Annotated in this window: 10 protein-coding genes; 9 read left to right on the top strand and 1 reads right to left on the bottom strand. The window is 51.0% G+C overall.

What is annotated here, in order from left to right; all coding sequences use genetic code 11:
- Positions 1–103: 103 nt before the first annotated feature.
- From NST99_RS19550 to ybaK, 7 genes are all read left to right on the top strand, one after another.
- The gene (locus tag NST99_RS19550) at positions 104–967 is read left to right on the top strand and encodes an ABC transporter permease (protein WP_445745038.1); all 864 of its coding nucleotides are present in this window, start codon (positions 104–106) and stop codon (positions 965–967) included.
- Between the two features lie 76 nt (positions 968–1,043).
- Entirely contained in the window at positions 1,044–1,946 is a 903-nt protein-coding gene (locus tag NST99_RS19545) for a carbohydrate ABC transporter permease (RefSeq protein WP_341093907.1), read from the top strand.
- 108 nt (positions 1,947–2,054) lie between these two features.
- Complete coding sequence (locus NST99_RS19540; RefSeq protein WP_445745037.1) at positions 2,055–3,683, top strand: extracellular solute-binding protein; 1,629 nt, start codon at positions 2,055–2,057, stop codon at positions 3,681–3,683.
- A 140-nt stretch (positions 3,684–3,823) separates the two neighbouring features.
- Positions 3,824–5,398, top strand: a complete 1,575-nt coding sequence (locus NST99_RS19535) for a response regulator (RefSeq protein ID WP_341093905.1) — start codon at positions 3,824–3,826, stop codon at positions 5,396–5,398.
- Complete coding sequence (locus tag NST99_RS19530; RefSeq protein ID WP_341093904.1) at positions 5,361–7,115, top strand: sensor histidine kinase; 1,755 nt, start codon at positions 5,361–5,363, stop codon at positions 7,113–7,115. Before NST99_RS19535 ends, NST99_RS19530 begins: the two co-directional genes overlap by 38 nt.
- 42 nt (positions 7,116–7,157) lie before the next feature.
- A complete protein-coding gene (locus NST99_RS19525) occupies positions 7,158–8,945 on the top strand; it encodes a glycoside hydrolase family 36 protein (RefSeq protein WP_341093903.1) in 1,788 nt (595 codons plus the stop codon).
- A 709-nt stretch (positions 8,946–9,654) separates the two neighbouring features.
- A complete protein-coding gene (gene ybaK / locus NST99_RS19520) occupies positions 9,655–10,128 on the top strand; it encodes a Cys-tRNA(Pro) deacylase (RefSeq protein ID WP_038593236.1) in 474 nt (157 codons plus the stop codon).
- Between the two features lie 61 nt (positions 10,129–10,189).
- On the opposite strand, the gene NST99_RS19515 is transcribed toward ybaK, so the two are convergent.
- Positions 10,190–10,936, bottom strand: coding sequence for a YdcF family protein (locus NST99_RS19515; protein ID WP_341097702.1), 747 nt, complete (start codon positions 10,934–10,936; stop codon positions 10,190–10,192).
- 248 nt (positions 10,937–11,184) lie between these two features.
- Here NST99_RS19515 and NST99_RS19510 point away from each other — a divergent pair, with 248 nt between their 5' ends.
- A complete protein-coding gene (locus NST99_RS19510; RefSeq protein WP_341093902.1) occupies positions 11,185–12,783 on the top strand; it encodes a response regulator in 1,599 nt (532 codons plus the stop codon).
- Between the two features lie 33 nt (positions 12,784–12,816).
- Complete coding sequence (locus NST99_RS19505; protein WP_341093901.1) at positions 12,817–14,565, top strand: cache domain-containing sensor histidine kinase; 1,749 nt, start codon at positions 12,817–12,819, stop codon at positions 14,563–14,565.
- Positions 14,566–14,581 lie beyond the last annotated feature (16 nt).

The following is a 14,581-nucleotide window of genomic DNA, read 5'->3' as shown; positions in this document are numbered from 1 at the left end:
AAGGATGACAAATGTGGAAATCGAACCAAGGGCCTTATCTTACAAGAAAGGGAATTCTGTTTCTTCCTGGTCCAGATGGATCAGGCAGTGGGATCTTCAGCTGATGGTTGTACCGGCAATGATCTTTATCTTCGTATTCAGCTATCTGCCGATGTATGGGGTGCTGATGGCCTTTCAGGATTATCAGCTGTTCGGCGGTTTTTTTCAAAGTCCTTGGGTCGGGCTGAAGCACTTTGAGGCATTCTTCAATTCGCCCGACTTCTGGACGGTGATGCGCAACACGATTGTCATCAGCCTGATGAAGCTATGCTTCGGATTCCCGGCACCCATCCTGCTGGCACTGATGCTGAATGAGGTGCGGAGGATGGCGTTCAAGCGGATCATTCAGACTGTCAGCTATTTGCCGCATTTTCTCTCCTGGGTCATAGTCGGCGGGTTCGTAGGGTCGATGCTTTCGACGGATAATGGAAGCGTAAACATGCTGCTGATGAGCCTGGATCTTACCTCAGAGCCGATCAGCTTTCTGTCAGTGCCGGAATACTTCTGGGGCATACTCGTTGGAACGGGGGTGTGGAAAGAAATCGGTTTTGCGGCGATTGTCTATCTGGCAGCCATTGCCGGCATTGACCCGCATTTGTATGAAGCCGCTTCCATTGACGGGGCGGGCCGCTTCCAGCAGATTGGGCTAATCACGCTGCCCTGTATCCGGCCGGTTATTATCATCTTTATGATTCTGGCAGTGGGCAACATTCTGAATGCCGGTTTTGAGGACATTCTGATTCTGGCTACCAATCCGATCCTGCGGGACGTCTCGGATGTCATCGACACCTATGTGTACCGCATGGGGATTCTGAACAGCCGTTTCTCTTATGCGGCGGCAGCAGGATTGTTCAAAGCGGTTGTCAGCGTCAGCTTGCTGGCTATCGCCAACAAAGCGGCCAGGAAAATGGGCTCAAGCCTATGGTAAGCAAAGGGACGTCGAATGGGTTTTTGGAAACTTGGTCTAGTGTGGGTACAGTCTATCGGAAAGCGGGGAACAGGTTATGATGAAGCTGTCGCGGGGAGATAAAGTACTGCAAGTGATCATCTATTTCCTGCTGATCCTGCTGGGTTTCGTCACCCTGTATCCCTTCTGGAATTCACTGGTGATCTCCTTCAATACGGGCGCGGATACGGCGTTTGGCGGCATTACATTCTGGCCACGCAGCCCGACGCTCGACAATTATGAAGTGGTGTTCCATGACAGCCGGATCAGTCAGGCGTTCCTGGTCTCCGTTCTGCGGACAATAGCCGGGACGATTCTGTCGGTGCTGTTCACAGCCATTCTGGCTTATGGGTTATCCAGACAGGAGCTGATGGGCCGGAAATTTTTCATGGTGTTCTGCGTCATTACAATGTATTTCAGCGGCGGACTGATTCCAACTTACTTGCTGCTGCGCGAGTTTGGCATGATGGACACCTTCTGGGTGCTGGTGATTCCCGGATTAATCAGCGTATATAACATGATTATTTTCCGGACGTTTTTTCTGGGGCTGCCCTCAGGTCTGGCCGAGTCGGCACGGATTGACGGCTGCAATCACATCGGTGTACTGATCCGGATTATTTTACCGATTTCCGGACCTGTTGTGGCGACCCTGTCACTGTTTACTGCGGTATGGCACTGGAATGACTGGTTCTCGGCCAGTATTTATATCAATAATCCGAATCTCATTCCGATCCAGACTCTGCTGAAGCAGATTTTGAATTCCAATATCGTAACGGATCAGCTGCAGTCCATCGGTGCCAATGCGGCGGCTCAGGACCGGCTGGCGCTGATGAAATCGGTCACATCCAAATCACTGATCATGGCCACAACCATGGTGGCTACCTTGCCGATTATTATGGTCTATCCGTTCCTGCAGAAATATTTTGTCAAAGGTGTGCTGATCGGTTCATTAAAGGAATAGGCGGCTTCACTTGAAGTGAATGGTTTGCTTATGATTCAGAGTTTGCGTGCGTATAGTAAGCATTAGAGAGGGGTTACTCATTTGAAGCGTAACAAGAGCTTGCCGGTAATGACGGCTGTATTGTGTTCGGTGCTGCTGATGTCGGGTTGTGGCGGAGCGAACAATGCAACCGTTCAAAGCACCGCTGAACCGACAAAAGAACCTGTTGCTGCGGAAACTGCCAAAGCTACTGATACTGCGCCTGCCATAGCGGTAGGAAGCACCGTAAAGCCGGTCACTTTCAGTTACTACAGCAATTACGATTGGGACACTACAGAGCCGTGGGGCAAGGATTCCACAACCGCCTGGATTAGAGATACCCTTAAGGTAAATATGACACCCATCCAGTCCAGCGGTGCCGCAGAAACCAAGTTCAGCACGATGATTGCCTCGGGCAGTCTTCCGGATGTTATTATGATGGACCGTGGTGCCAATGTGGAGCGTTTGCGGCAGGCAGGAATGCTTGTGGCGCTGGATGAATACCTTGATCAATATCCGAATCTGAAAAATAATGCCGGTGAAGCCACGCTGGGCATGCTCCGCTCCGACGACGGCAAGCTATACCAGTTCCCGAACTGGTACACCTCAAGTCCCAATGGCAATGGCGGGTGGATTATCAACCGGAAGATTTATAAAGAGCTGGGTTCCCCGAAGCTGGAAACCTATGATGACCTGTATGCCTACCTGAAGCAGGTCAAGGAAAAGTACAGTGATGTGATTCCGCTGGAGATTGGGGCTAAGGGCCGGGGCATTGATACGATGTATGGCGGTTTTGCCGAGAATAAGCCTTATCTGCCCAAGGCGAATCCGGTGGGAAATGCGCTGGAGTCAATTTTTGAGGATCCGATATTCACCGAGAACATGCTGTACGCCAGCAAGCTGTTTCGTGAGAAGCTGATCACCCAGGATGCGTTCACACAAACGGGCAATCAAGTAACAGAGAAGCTTGTGACGGGCAGGGTTGCTGTATTCGTGGAGGGTGATGTGGTCAATCCGGGCCGGGATGCGAACAACGCGCTGCGGACCCTTGATCCGGAGTCCGGGTACGACATCATCTGGCCGATTCATAAGGCAGGGCTTGACGCGAAGAAGATCACTCCGAACAATTACAGCTCGCTCGGCTGGAATGTGCTTGTGATTACGAAGAAAGCGAAGGACCCGGAAGCGATCTTCTCCTATTTGGACTGGGCAACGGGTGAAGAGGGACAGCGTATCCTGAATTTTGGACGCCAGGGCCTGTACTGGGATGAATCGGATGCTGATGGGGTGCCGATTCAGAATGAGGCCGGGCTGAACACTCCACAGGCTGATAAAGACAAGGAAAGAATCGGCCGTTTCAATTGGGTGGGCAATACCACCTTCATCGATCAGACCAAGGCTTTGATGGATGCGCAGCTGCCGGAAGAGAAACAAAATTGGACGACATTGGCCCAGAAAAAAGTCACATGGAATACTTCGAAGAACTTTACGGAGTTTGCGAATCTGGACCCGCTGCCGGATTCGGAAGAGGGAACGATTGCGACGGCTGTCAACGATATCTATCAGGAGGTTTTTGCTAAAGCGCTGTATGCCAAAAGCGATGACGAAGTGCGCTCCCTCTTAAGCAAAGCCAATGAGGATGCTAAACGTGCCGGCTATGACAAGCTGCTTAAATTCCAGACGGAAAGATGGCAGAACAACCTCAGCAAGATGAAATAAATAACGCTAGAGTCTACTGTACCTGTGGGGTATACTGTAACCAAGTATACCCTTTTGCTAAAAAATGTAAGGTTGGATAAGGAACTGCGTGGCAGACTATGGGTTAAGCTCATCTATACAGATTTGAAGGATGGGATGATATGTACAAGGTGCTGCTGGTTGACGATGAACTGCTGGATTTGGAAGGACTGCAGCGCTTCATGAACTGGGAGAGCCTGGGCATGGACGTTTGCGCAGCCGCGAGCAGCGGCTTTGAAGCTCTGGAGGTGCTGAGGTCACAGACCGTGGATATCATTGTCACCGATATCAGAATGCCGATTATGTCGGGGATGGAGCTGGCTCGCAGAGCACTTGCCTTGGAGCTTAACCCAAAGCCGAAGATCATCTTTGTTAGCGGTCATGAGGATTTTCAGTATGCCAAGCAAGCGATTTCGATGAGTGCTTCCGGCTATGTCCTGAAGCCAGTAGATGATGCAGATATGCGCAGGACGCTTGAAGAGGTGCGGGGCATGCTAGACCGGGAACATGCGCAATCCCAATTGCAGCGCTGCTTCTCAGATTCGGAGCCCCTGTTGAAGCGGGAGCTGTTCATGCAGCTGCTGGATGACGGCATGCCGGATGCAGACAAGATGCTGCCCCTGCTCCAGCAGGTTGGGATTACATGGAATCGGACCGTGCTGTACACCGCGCTGCTGGAACCGGATGATTTATCCTGGAAACTGAACGGCTTTGGGGGAGAAGCCAAGGCTGAGATGGAGAGAAGGCTGGAGACAGCGGTGGAGCAATTTTGTGCACAGGAACGGATTCAGTTCTGCCGGCTGGACCGGTTCCGGTATGCCCTCATCGTGGAAGAACGGGTGGACAGCAGCCGGCTGCAGGGACTGATTGCTATGGCGGTCAGCGGGACACCGCTTACAGTGACTATTGGGGTTGGTCCCCCTGTGACAAGTCTTACCAAGCTGCATCTCTCCTTCCGGCGGGCCAAAGAGGCGCTGGGACTGAAGCTGTTTCTGGGCAAGGGCAAGCTGATTCTCCATACGGATGCCAAAGGTCTGATCTCGGCCACGGCGAAGGATCTGGATGATATTCTGCAGTCTTTATTTCTGGCGGTATCTTCTTACCGTCTGGTCGCTGTCGACGATTGCAATGAGGAACTGTTCGTATGGGTCGGCAAAATGGAAACCAAGCTGGAAATCTACCAGCTGTTTCTGCACATTGTCTCCAAACTGGATGCTTTTTTGCATACGATTAACGAGGACTTTTATATTCTGCTGGGGCTGGACAGAAAACATCTCAGTATTTTATATCAATTTGAGACAACCCAGGATATGAAATCCTGGCTCCGCCGCCGGATGTTTGAGCTCTCTGAACGGCTTCAGCGGAAACGGCAGGGCAAGAAATACAAGCTTATCGAAGAAATTAAAGCCTACATTGAGGTGGAGCTGGAAAATAACGTCATGCTGCGGGATGCGGCGATCCATTTCTCGTTCTCCCCCAATCACCTGGGTCAAATCTTCTACGATGAGACAGGCATTTATTTCTCCGATTATGTCTCCATAAGGCGGCTGGAACGCGTCAAGCTGCTGCTCGGAGATCCGAAGCTGAAGGTCTATGAAGCTGCACACCAGGTCGGATATAAGAATCTGTCTCATTTCAGCAAGCAGTTCAAGGATTATTATGGCGTCAGTCCGGGCGATTACCGGAGGCATCTATAACATGCGCCGCATGCTGAATGTGCCTTTTGGATATAAGCTGATAGTACCTTATGTACTCTGTCTGCTGGTTGCCGTCCTTACCGTCGGCATGTTCGCCTATGCGCATTCCGTGAACTCACTTAGAGAGAAGACACGGGAAAATATACAAGGCACGCTGCAGCAGATACGGGACAACATTCGTTACCGTACGGATGATGTTGAACGGATTTCCAAAATGCTGTATTACAATTACAGTCTGCAGAGCGCTCTGCGCCGCTACGAGCAGGGATGGTACAGCTATGAGACGATGACGAAGACATTGATGCCGACGCTTGAAAATCTTCTGAATTACACAGCCAGCAATATCGGCTTGTCCCTTTACCTCCAGAACGATACCCTTCCGGAATTATACTACACAGATATTGATCAGAATCCGCTGCTTTCGATTAAACGTTATGAGATTTATCATCTGAAACGGATACAGGAGACAGACTGGTACCGTGAATTGGAGTTCCAAGGAAGCATGGCGGACCAAAGACTCTGGCGCCAGATTCTGCGTGATGAGAGCTACGGCAATATTTCGCTGCTGCAACAGTTGTACGATGTCCATCGGGGGCAGAACATCGGGCTGGTTCGCGTGACTGTCCAAATAAGCGACCTGCTGGACTCCGTGGATTATCACAAGATTGGAGAGCACACGACTCTTGAAGTGCTGGACGGCAGCGGAAATGTGGTGCTGGAATCAGCCCCGGTAGCGGAGGAACTGAAGGGTTCCCGGACCGGAAACCGGCTGCTGCTGAGTGAACCCCTGAACGGCCTGGGCTGGGAGCTGCGGGCCTACATTCCGAATAGCCTGTTCGACGAAAGTGCGAATAACGTGCGGAGGATGACATTGATCGTCTGCCTGATCAGCGCTTTTGTGCTGGCTTTCCTGGGTATTGGAGTCTCCAGTTATTTTTCCCGCCGAATCCAAAAAATTGTTGGTTCACTGAATGCTTTTCGCGATGGCGACTTCCAGAAAAGAATCCACTATAAAGGAAACGATGAACTGGCACAGATTGCTGCAGCGTTTAACCGGATGGGCAGCAATATCGAAGAGCTGATCCACAAAAACTATGTTGCCGGTCTCCAGAAAAAAGAAGCGGAGCTGGAATCGCTCCAGGCGCAGATCAATCCCCATTTTCTATATAATACCCTGTCCTCGATCAACCGTCTGGCACAATTCGGAGATATTCAGAAGCTGCACATTCTCGTTCAGGAATTGGCGAAATTCTACCGGCTCTCCTTGAACCGCGGGGAAATTCTCACTACAGTCGGCAAGGAAATTGAACATGCCAAAGCCTATATTGCCATTCAGTGCATCAAATATGGCAACCGGCTGTCCGTCTATTATGATATTGATCCTGCGGCGCTTGATTATATGACCGTCAAGCTGATTTTGCAGCCGATGCTTGAGAATGCGCTAGAGCATGCCTGGTTCGGAAGTACGATCGGAATCCGGCTTGTCGTGGAGAAGCGGGAAACGGACATTATATTCAAAATTATTGATAATGGTGTGGGCATGAACGCTGACACCATAGAGCAGATTCTGGCACCGGAAGGACCCCGGATCGGCTACGGCATCCGCAATGTCGATTCCCGGATCAAACTGCATGGAGGGAACGGGTACGGCGTAGCTATCGCCAGCCGATCCGGAATAGGTACCTGTATACAGATCACCATCCCCTGCCGGATGTAGCCCGTTACTGGCCTCATCCGCTTTAAAGGAGTTCGGATTTCATTGAAGACCTTAACCACGGATTGTTATGAAATCACACTGGAAGGCCATGCTGACGGATTCGATACTTCGCTTGCTCTTGAGAGCGGGGAAGACAGCTTGCAATATGTCCGGCTAACGCTTAAATCTCCCGTTCAGGCAGTTCCTGCTGCTCTTTCACTGCGCTGGAGCTGCCCCGCGCTGGATGTTCAAGGCTTATGGCATCCGGCAGCCGGACGCAGCAGAGAACTGATTCCCGACTGGCTCGAAGGTTTCGCTTCGAGGTCCACCTCCTCTGCACCAGTTGTATGTCTGTACGGTAACACGGGTAACAATGTCCTGAGCTTCGCCTGCTCAGATGTCCTGCATCCGCTGCGGCTGCATGCAGGACTTCATGAGGAGACGGCCACCTTTCATTGCGCTGTGACGCTGTTCACGGAGCCATGCTCTCCGTTTACAGATTATGAGGTTGTCCTGCGTCTGGATTCCCGCAACATCCCCTATTATGAATCGCTGGCGATGGTGGCAGAGTGGTGGGCTGGCCTTCAAGGAAACAAGCCGTCAGCGGTGCCGGATGCTGCCAGGGAGCCAATGTACTCCACCTGGTACAGCTTTCATCAGCAGCTGACGGCAGAAGAGATAGAAGCCGAGTGTAGAATTGCGGCAGAGCTGGGCTGCAAGGCGGTTATCGTAGACGATGGATGGCAGACCGAGGATGAGGCAAGAGGTTATGCCTACTGCGGAGACTGGCGGATCAGTCCCGGTAAAATACCGGATATGAAGGCCCATGTGGCCGTGGTCCATGAGCTGGGACTGAAATATTTGCTCTGGTATGCCGTGCCATTCATCGGTAAGCACAGTGAGGTTTGGCAGACCTTCGGTGACAAGCTGCTGTATTACGACGATGGGGTTGGAGCTGGAGTTGTCGATCCGCGTTATCCGGAAGTGCGGGCTTACCTGACCTCCATCTATGAACAGGCGCTGGTGGAGTGGGATCTTGACGGCTTTAAGCTCGACTTTGTAGACAGCTTTTATGAGGTACAGACCCTGGATGCTCAAGCGCAGAATGGGAGCGGACGCGATACCCATTCCGTGCCGGAAGCTGTTGATATGCTGCTCGGCGGCGTGATCTCCCGTCTGCGGCAGCTGAAACCGGAGATTTTGATCGAATTCCGCCAAAATTACATCGGACCGCTGATGCGCAAATACGGCAATATGTTCCGTGCCGGCGACTGCCCGAATGATGCTCTGCAGAACCGGATCAAAACACTGGATATCCGCCTGATCTGCGGCGGCACTGCGGCTCATGCCGATATGCTGATGTGGCATCCGAAGGAGTCTGCGGCTAATGCCGCGCTGCAGTTTATCAATGTGTTGTTCTCCGTTCCGCAGATTTCGGTCCGGCTGGACCGGCTCCCGCGGCCGCATTTGGAGATGCTGGCCTTTTGGCTGTCATTCTGGCGCCAGCATCGGGATGTGCTGTTAGACGGATCTCTAGAACCGTATCATCCCGAACTGCTGTATCCGCTGGTCATTGCCCGCACGTCTCAGAAGTGGGCAATGGCTGCCTATCAGGATACGGTTATTCCCTTGAGCGGGGACCTGCCAGATCTGGTCTTGATTATAAACGGTACCTTGCTCTCCCGTATCGTAGTGGAACTGGACCGGGAATCAAGTCAACGGGAGGTCATTGTCCGGGATTGCCAGGGAAACGTGGTTTCGATACAGTCAATGGCTTGGAACAGCGGGGTTTACGCCATGGAGGTTCCGCCGGCGGGGGTTATCACGATTCGTGCTGTTCTGGCGGAGTGACGAGCAAGTAAACCAGTACGTCCATAGGGATAGAATCGTATTATAACCGCTGATTGAATCAGGAATGAGCATAGATGCTGCCGATCCAGTCGATGTGGTGGAATGAGCGCGGATGTTGTGATCCAGCTGGAGTGGTGGAATGAGTGTGGTTGCCTTGATCCAACAGATCTAGTGGAAAGAGTGTAGAAGCCGCTGGCACATTTCGGCAGCGGTTTTTTGCCACACGGAGGCGGTTAGGAGGAAGGCATGCAATGAGCGGTTGTATAACATCAAACTACCGTCTCATAACACCGATCTTTTTTAACGGGAAAAGTTACCGCTAGGTAAAACTGAACAATCTGATTGGAGTAACTAGCGGGAATTTCGCCTGCTAATAATTCTTATAACAATAGAATTTGAATATTCATCAATATTAACGGTACGGATTCCCGCTACATAGTTCAAAAGAAGGATATATTCATAATTAGCGGGTGATATTCCCGCTACAAATGTTTAAGCATTTTTGATTAGGCGGTGGATGATTTTTACAGGTTGGACCTTATCTGTTTTGGTGTTTTTGATAATTGGTGTTGTTAATGTTTGAAGTCATTCATGAACTTGTTAAGGTTGATGTTATTGATGAAGTAAATGTCCATGATATAATAGATAGAAGCAATTACGCTGCAAAAAATCGGTAGCTAAGAGGGGCTGCCGGAAAGGCTGATGAAGGATGCAAATAACCAAAACGAATGCCATGCGGATGCTGGATGCCAAGGGAATCGGCTATGAAATACATACCTATGATAATGAGGACGGGGCTATCCACGGAACTGCGGTAGCGGAGAAGATTGGCAGACCGCCGGAAACCGTCTTTAAGACACTGGTCTCGCATAGCGGAGCAAACCTGTATGTGTTTGTCATTCCGGTTGCCGAAGAGCTCGATCTGAAGAAAGCCGCGAGAGCTGCGGGTGAGAAGAAGATTGAAATGCTCCCGCTGAAGGATCTGTTGAAATGGACCGGTTATGTCCGGGGCGGCTGTTCGCCGGTCGGGATGAAAAAGCTGTATCCGACCTATATCGAGCAAAGCGCGGAGGAGCTGGAGAGCATAGCGGTTAGTGGCGGTAAGATCGGTATGCAGATTGAGCTTGCACCGGATGAACTCGCCGGAATGGTCAATGCGAAGTATGGCGATCTGATTAAATAGAATGAAGCAGAAAAAGCAGCGGCCCGGGGAAGCTTGGGCCGCTGCTTTTTTGTGTCTGCTCTTAAAAATGTGCTGCCAGAATCCCCAGATATTCCTTCAGTGCGATTCCGGTGTTCTCCGCTGAACCGGGGGAAGGGGAGAACTTGCCGGGATAGAAGGAAGATTCCCGGCTGGCAATGTAATCAGTGGGAAAGGCCAGCGGAGATAGCCCGGCATGTTCAAACTCCAGCATGGCACGCGCCATATGAAAGCCTGAGGTTACAAGCACGGGACGGCTAAAGCCGTGAGCCTTCATCAGCGCAGCCGTATTTACGGCATTTTGCTCTGTGTTCAGCGACTGGTTCTCCGCCAGTACATCAGCCTCGGGGATTCCTAACCCGATGAACTGGCGTTTGGCGATGTCAGCTTCATTCCCGCTATCGGCATAGACCTGTCCGCCGGAGAATAGAATCGGCAGCCCGGTCTCGCGGTACAGCCGCGCAGCAGTCAGCAGCCGGTTCGCCGCCGGTCCCAGCAGGTTGCCTTCACCGTCCAGATCCCGGTTGCCGGAGGAAGCGCCGCCGCCTAGCACCACAATAACATCGCCGTCAATGGTGTTTGGCTGGTCATATTTCCGCTCCAGACTGCCGATTAGCGGATCGGCAATCAGGCTGGTCATGGACAGGTAGAGTAACAGCGTGATGCCCAGCAGCACCAGGGCGGGGCGGCGGTTTTTTCGCCATAACCACACGGCTACCGCGGCGAACAACAGTACAAACAGGCCCGGCGGCAGAATGAAGCTGTAGACGAATTTAATAATATAGATCAGCAGGATCAACCTCCGTTCCCTTTATATGTATACTCTATAGCCGTATTGTACCACGTAAGCTCCCCATATAGATGCTTAAGACATCTTAAAAAACTGCGCTTATCTGTTAAAAAAGCTGCACCCGGCATTCCTTTCTTCCGTGGTAAAGTATAGGTGGAGCAATCTGGTTATAATGACACTGTACAATAGGGGAAGCTAGTCTGCTAAGATGGGAACTAATGAACGAACATACAAGCGGAGGGAAAGCGATGAACAGAAATATTCGGGTGCTGCTGGCGGATGATGAACCGGTAATCCTGCGCGGGCTCAAGAAGCTTATTTCCTGGGATGCGCTTGGTCTGGATATTGTCGGAGAAGCGTGTGACGGCATTGAGCTGAAATCAATGATAGCTGCCTGCAATCCCGACCTTGTAATTAGCGACATCAGCATGCCGGGATTTACCGGAATTGATATTATACGCGATATTCATGAGTCGGGGCTTCCGATCAAGGTGGTGTTTATCAGCGCCTATCAGGAGTTTTCGTACGCCCGGCAAGCCCTGCAGTACGGGGCTCTTGATTATCTGGTGAAGCCGGTGAACACCGGTCAGCTGGAGCAGGTCGTGAGCAGAGCCGTCGCCGTAATCCGCCAGGAAACGGAAGAAGAGCGGAACAAGGAAATGCTCAAATCCTATGAACGGAAGAATCATTCCGTAACCATTGAAGAATTGCTCGAACAGATTACCGACGGCAGCAAAGGAGCGGCGGCGGCACTGGCACGAATGGGCAATATAGCCATCAGCCGTTATGCCACCGTATGTGTCGTGGAGATTGACGAATACAGCGGGATGCCCACCCGCTGGGAGGAACGCGAACGCAAGCTGGTAGAATTCGCTTTGTCCAACATTATCAAGGAAGCCGTAGAAGAGGCGGGCAGCGGTTATGTGTTCCGCAAAGGAGAGCGCTTCGGGATACTGCTTCAACACGAGCATGAAGGGGAGCCGCAGCGCTTGATGGAAGATCTTCACCACAAAATCAACAGCTTTCTGAAGCTGCAGGTGTCTATCGGTGTCGGCAAGTCCGTGAGTGGCATCGAAGAGGCGGTGGAATCTTACCGCAGTGCGCTCAAAGGCCTCAAGGCCCGATATTTTGCCGGATTAAACCGGGTTATCCCGGATATTGCGGAGCGCCAGGAAGCCTCGTTCCCATTATCCGAATTGGTCTCCCTACAAGCTTCACTTTCGGAAGCGCTTAAATCGCTGGATAAGGAGCAGCTTGCTGAGAGCTCCGGGAAACTGCAGGAAGCGGTACAGCTTCTGTCAGGAGACAGCCGGAATCAGGCGGTTTCCCATATCTACAATGCCATTATTCAGCTGGAGCAGGAGCTTGTCGGCTATGGTGTGGACGCCGGGCTGCTGGTTCAGGACGACAAGCCTCTGCTGGAGATATTGACCGATGCGCCAACCTATGCTGAGCTGCAGCAGTCATTTGAGGATGTCGTCAATAAGATGTATGACCAGCTGGCCTGTAAGGCTGGCGGGAAAGAGATGCCGCAGCTCATGCAGGTGAAGGCTTATGTGGAAGAGCATTATGCGGAGAACATTACTCTGGAGTCAACAGCGTCACTGGTTTATATGAATCCATATTATTTCAGCAGTTTCTTCAAAAAGCATACCGGGCAAAATTTCAAATCCTATCTCACAGAAGTCAGAATGGGCCATGCGCTGCGCCTGCTGCTGCAGAGCGACCTGATGGTGTATGAAATTGCCGAACTGGTGGGTTATAATAATGCCCGGCATTTCAGTGATATGTTCAAGAAGAAATATGGCAAGCTGCCGCAGGAATATAAACATTCAGTCAGAAATTAACAGATATTTTTCTTAGAGAAAAGAGGGGTGTTCGTGTTGATCTGGGGACGCAGATCCAAGAGCATTTTCGTGAAGTTTTCCGCTTCCTTTTTATTGGTCGGGCTGATACCGCTGCTTGCACTCAGCTTCTTCTCCGTGAAGACCTTCTCCGGCTATGTGGAGCGCTATACTACCAGTAATTTGCAGCAGATGGTACTGTATATGAGCTACAATCTGAATACCGCATTTAATCAATATAATGAAACCTCTAAGCTGATGTATACCGGCCGTTATGAAGGTTTTATTGAGAGCTATACACAGAACCAGGCGACCAATGTCAATGAGCGGGAGCAGATCAACACCATTCCGATCGACTCCTTTCTGAAGACGCTGCTATTCAGCGATCCTTATATTACAGGAGTGCAATTTGTCCGCCAGTCTGACGGCAAGATATATTCCCAGGAGAAAGAGAACCGGTCGTTGTCCGGTGAACCGGTCCCAATCCCGGCATGGCTGGCGAAGATGGAAGAGAACCCCTCGAAGGTAGAAATCTTTCCTACACATATAGATAACTATTTCTTCCAGTCGCAAAGACAAGTGTTCACCATCGGGCGCAGTCTGATTGATACCTCAGGGCGTGTGACTAAAGAACCGAAGGTTGTAGGAACACTTTTTCTCGATATCGATACCGCTTTGTTCCAGCAGTTCTTCAGAGAGCTGAATCTTGGGGAGAAGGATGAACTGTATTTGCTGGACGGTGAAGGCAGAGTCTATTTCAGCAATCAAAAAGAGACTTCAGACGTCATCGCTCAGCCAGTTCAGCAGAACAATGAAATGATTATCCTCAGTGAGGATATCCCTTTCTTGCAGGGAAAGTTAATCGCCAAGATCCACCGGGGCAGCTTGTTCGAGCAGCTTCTGTCTGCCAGAACCACCGTATACATCGCCATTCTGATCTGTGCCTTTGTAATGATTATTATGGGGGTCTGGTTTTCCCGCAGGCTTGCCGCTCCGATCCGTGAACTCATAAAGCAGATGACGGTGGTGGAATCGGGCAAACTGGACATTCAGGTCAGCGTGAACACCAATGATGAAATGGGCCGGCTGGCGCATGGATTCAACCGGATGGTGGAGCGGCTGCAGGTCTATATTGATGAGGCGTACGTGGCCCAGATCAAGCAGAAGCAAACAGAGCTGAATGCGCTGAAAAGCCAGATCCGCCCCCATTATCTATATAATACGCTTGAAGTTATCCGTATGAATGCGGTGGACAAGGAAGCCGGGGAAGTAGCCGATATGATTCTTGCCCTCTCCAACCAGCTGAAATATGTCATTGATTACGGGGAAGACCGTGTAAGCCTTGGCAGTGAGCTGGAGCATTTGCAGAATTACTTTTATATTATTTCCGTCCGTTTTGAGAACCGGTATGAGCTTCATCTGGACATTGCTGCTGACATTCAGATGGATTGGCAGATTCTGAAACTTTCGCTGCAGCCCATTGTGGAGAATGCGGTTCAGCACGGCCTGCGGCTAAAAGGAAAAGGTAAGGTAGGCATCACGGTGGAACGTCGGGGGAATGTCCTTGCGGTCACCGTGTACGATGATGGTATCGGCATGAACAGGGAAGAACTGGCGCGTATTACCCAATCATTGAATGACGCCGAAGCCCCCAGCAAAAATGTTGGTTTGAAAAATGTGCATGAGCGTATCCGATCCAGCTTCGGTGAGGCGTACGGATTGTCCGTCAGCAGCCGTGAGCATATAGGGACCTCCATTACACTGCTGTTTCCGATTAGCGAATAATCCCACATTACATCCG

The sequence above is a fragment of the Paenibacillus sp. FSL L8-0470 genome (assembly GCF_038008625.1).
Taxonomy (GTDB): Bacteria; Bacillota; Bacilli; order Paenibacillales; family Paenibacillaceae; genus Paenibacillus_AQ.
The sequence above is the reverse complement of the archived record's forward strand: the minus strand, read 5'-3'. Positions and strand labels throughout refer to the sequence as shown.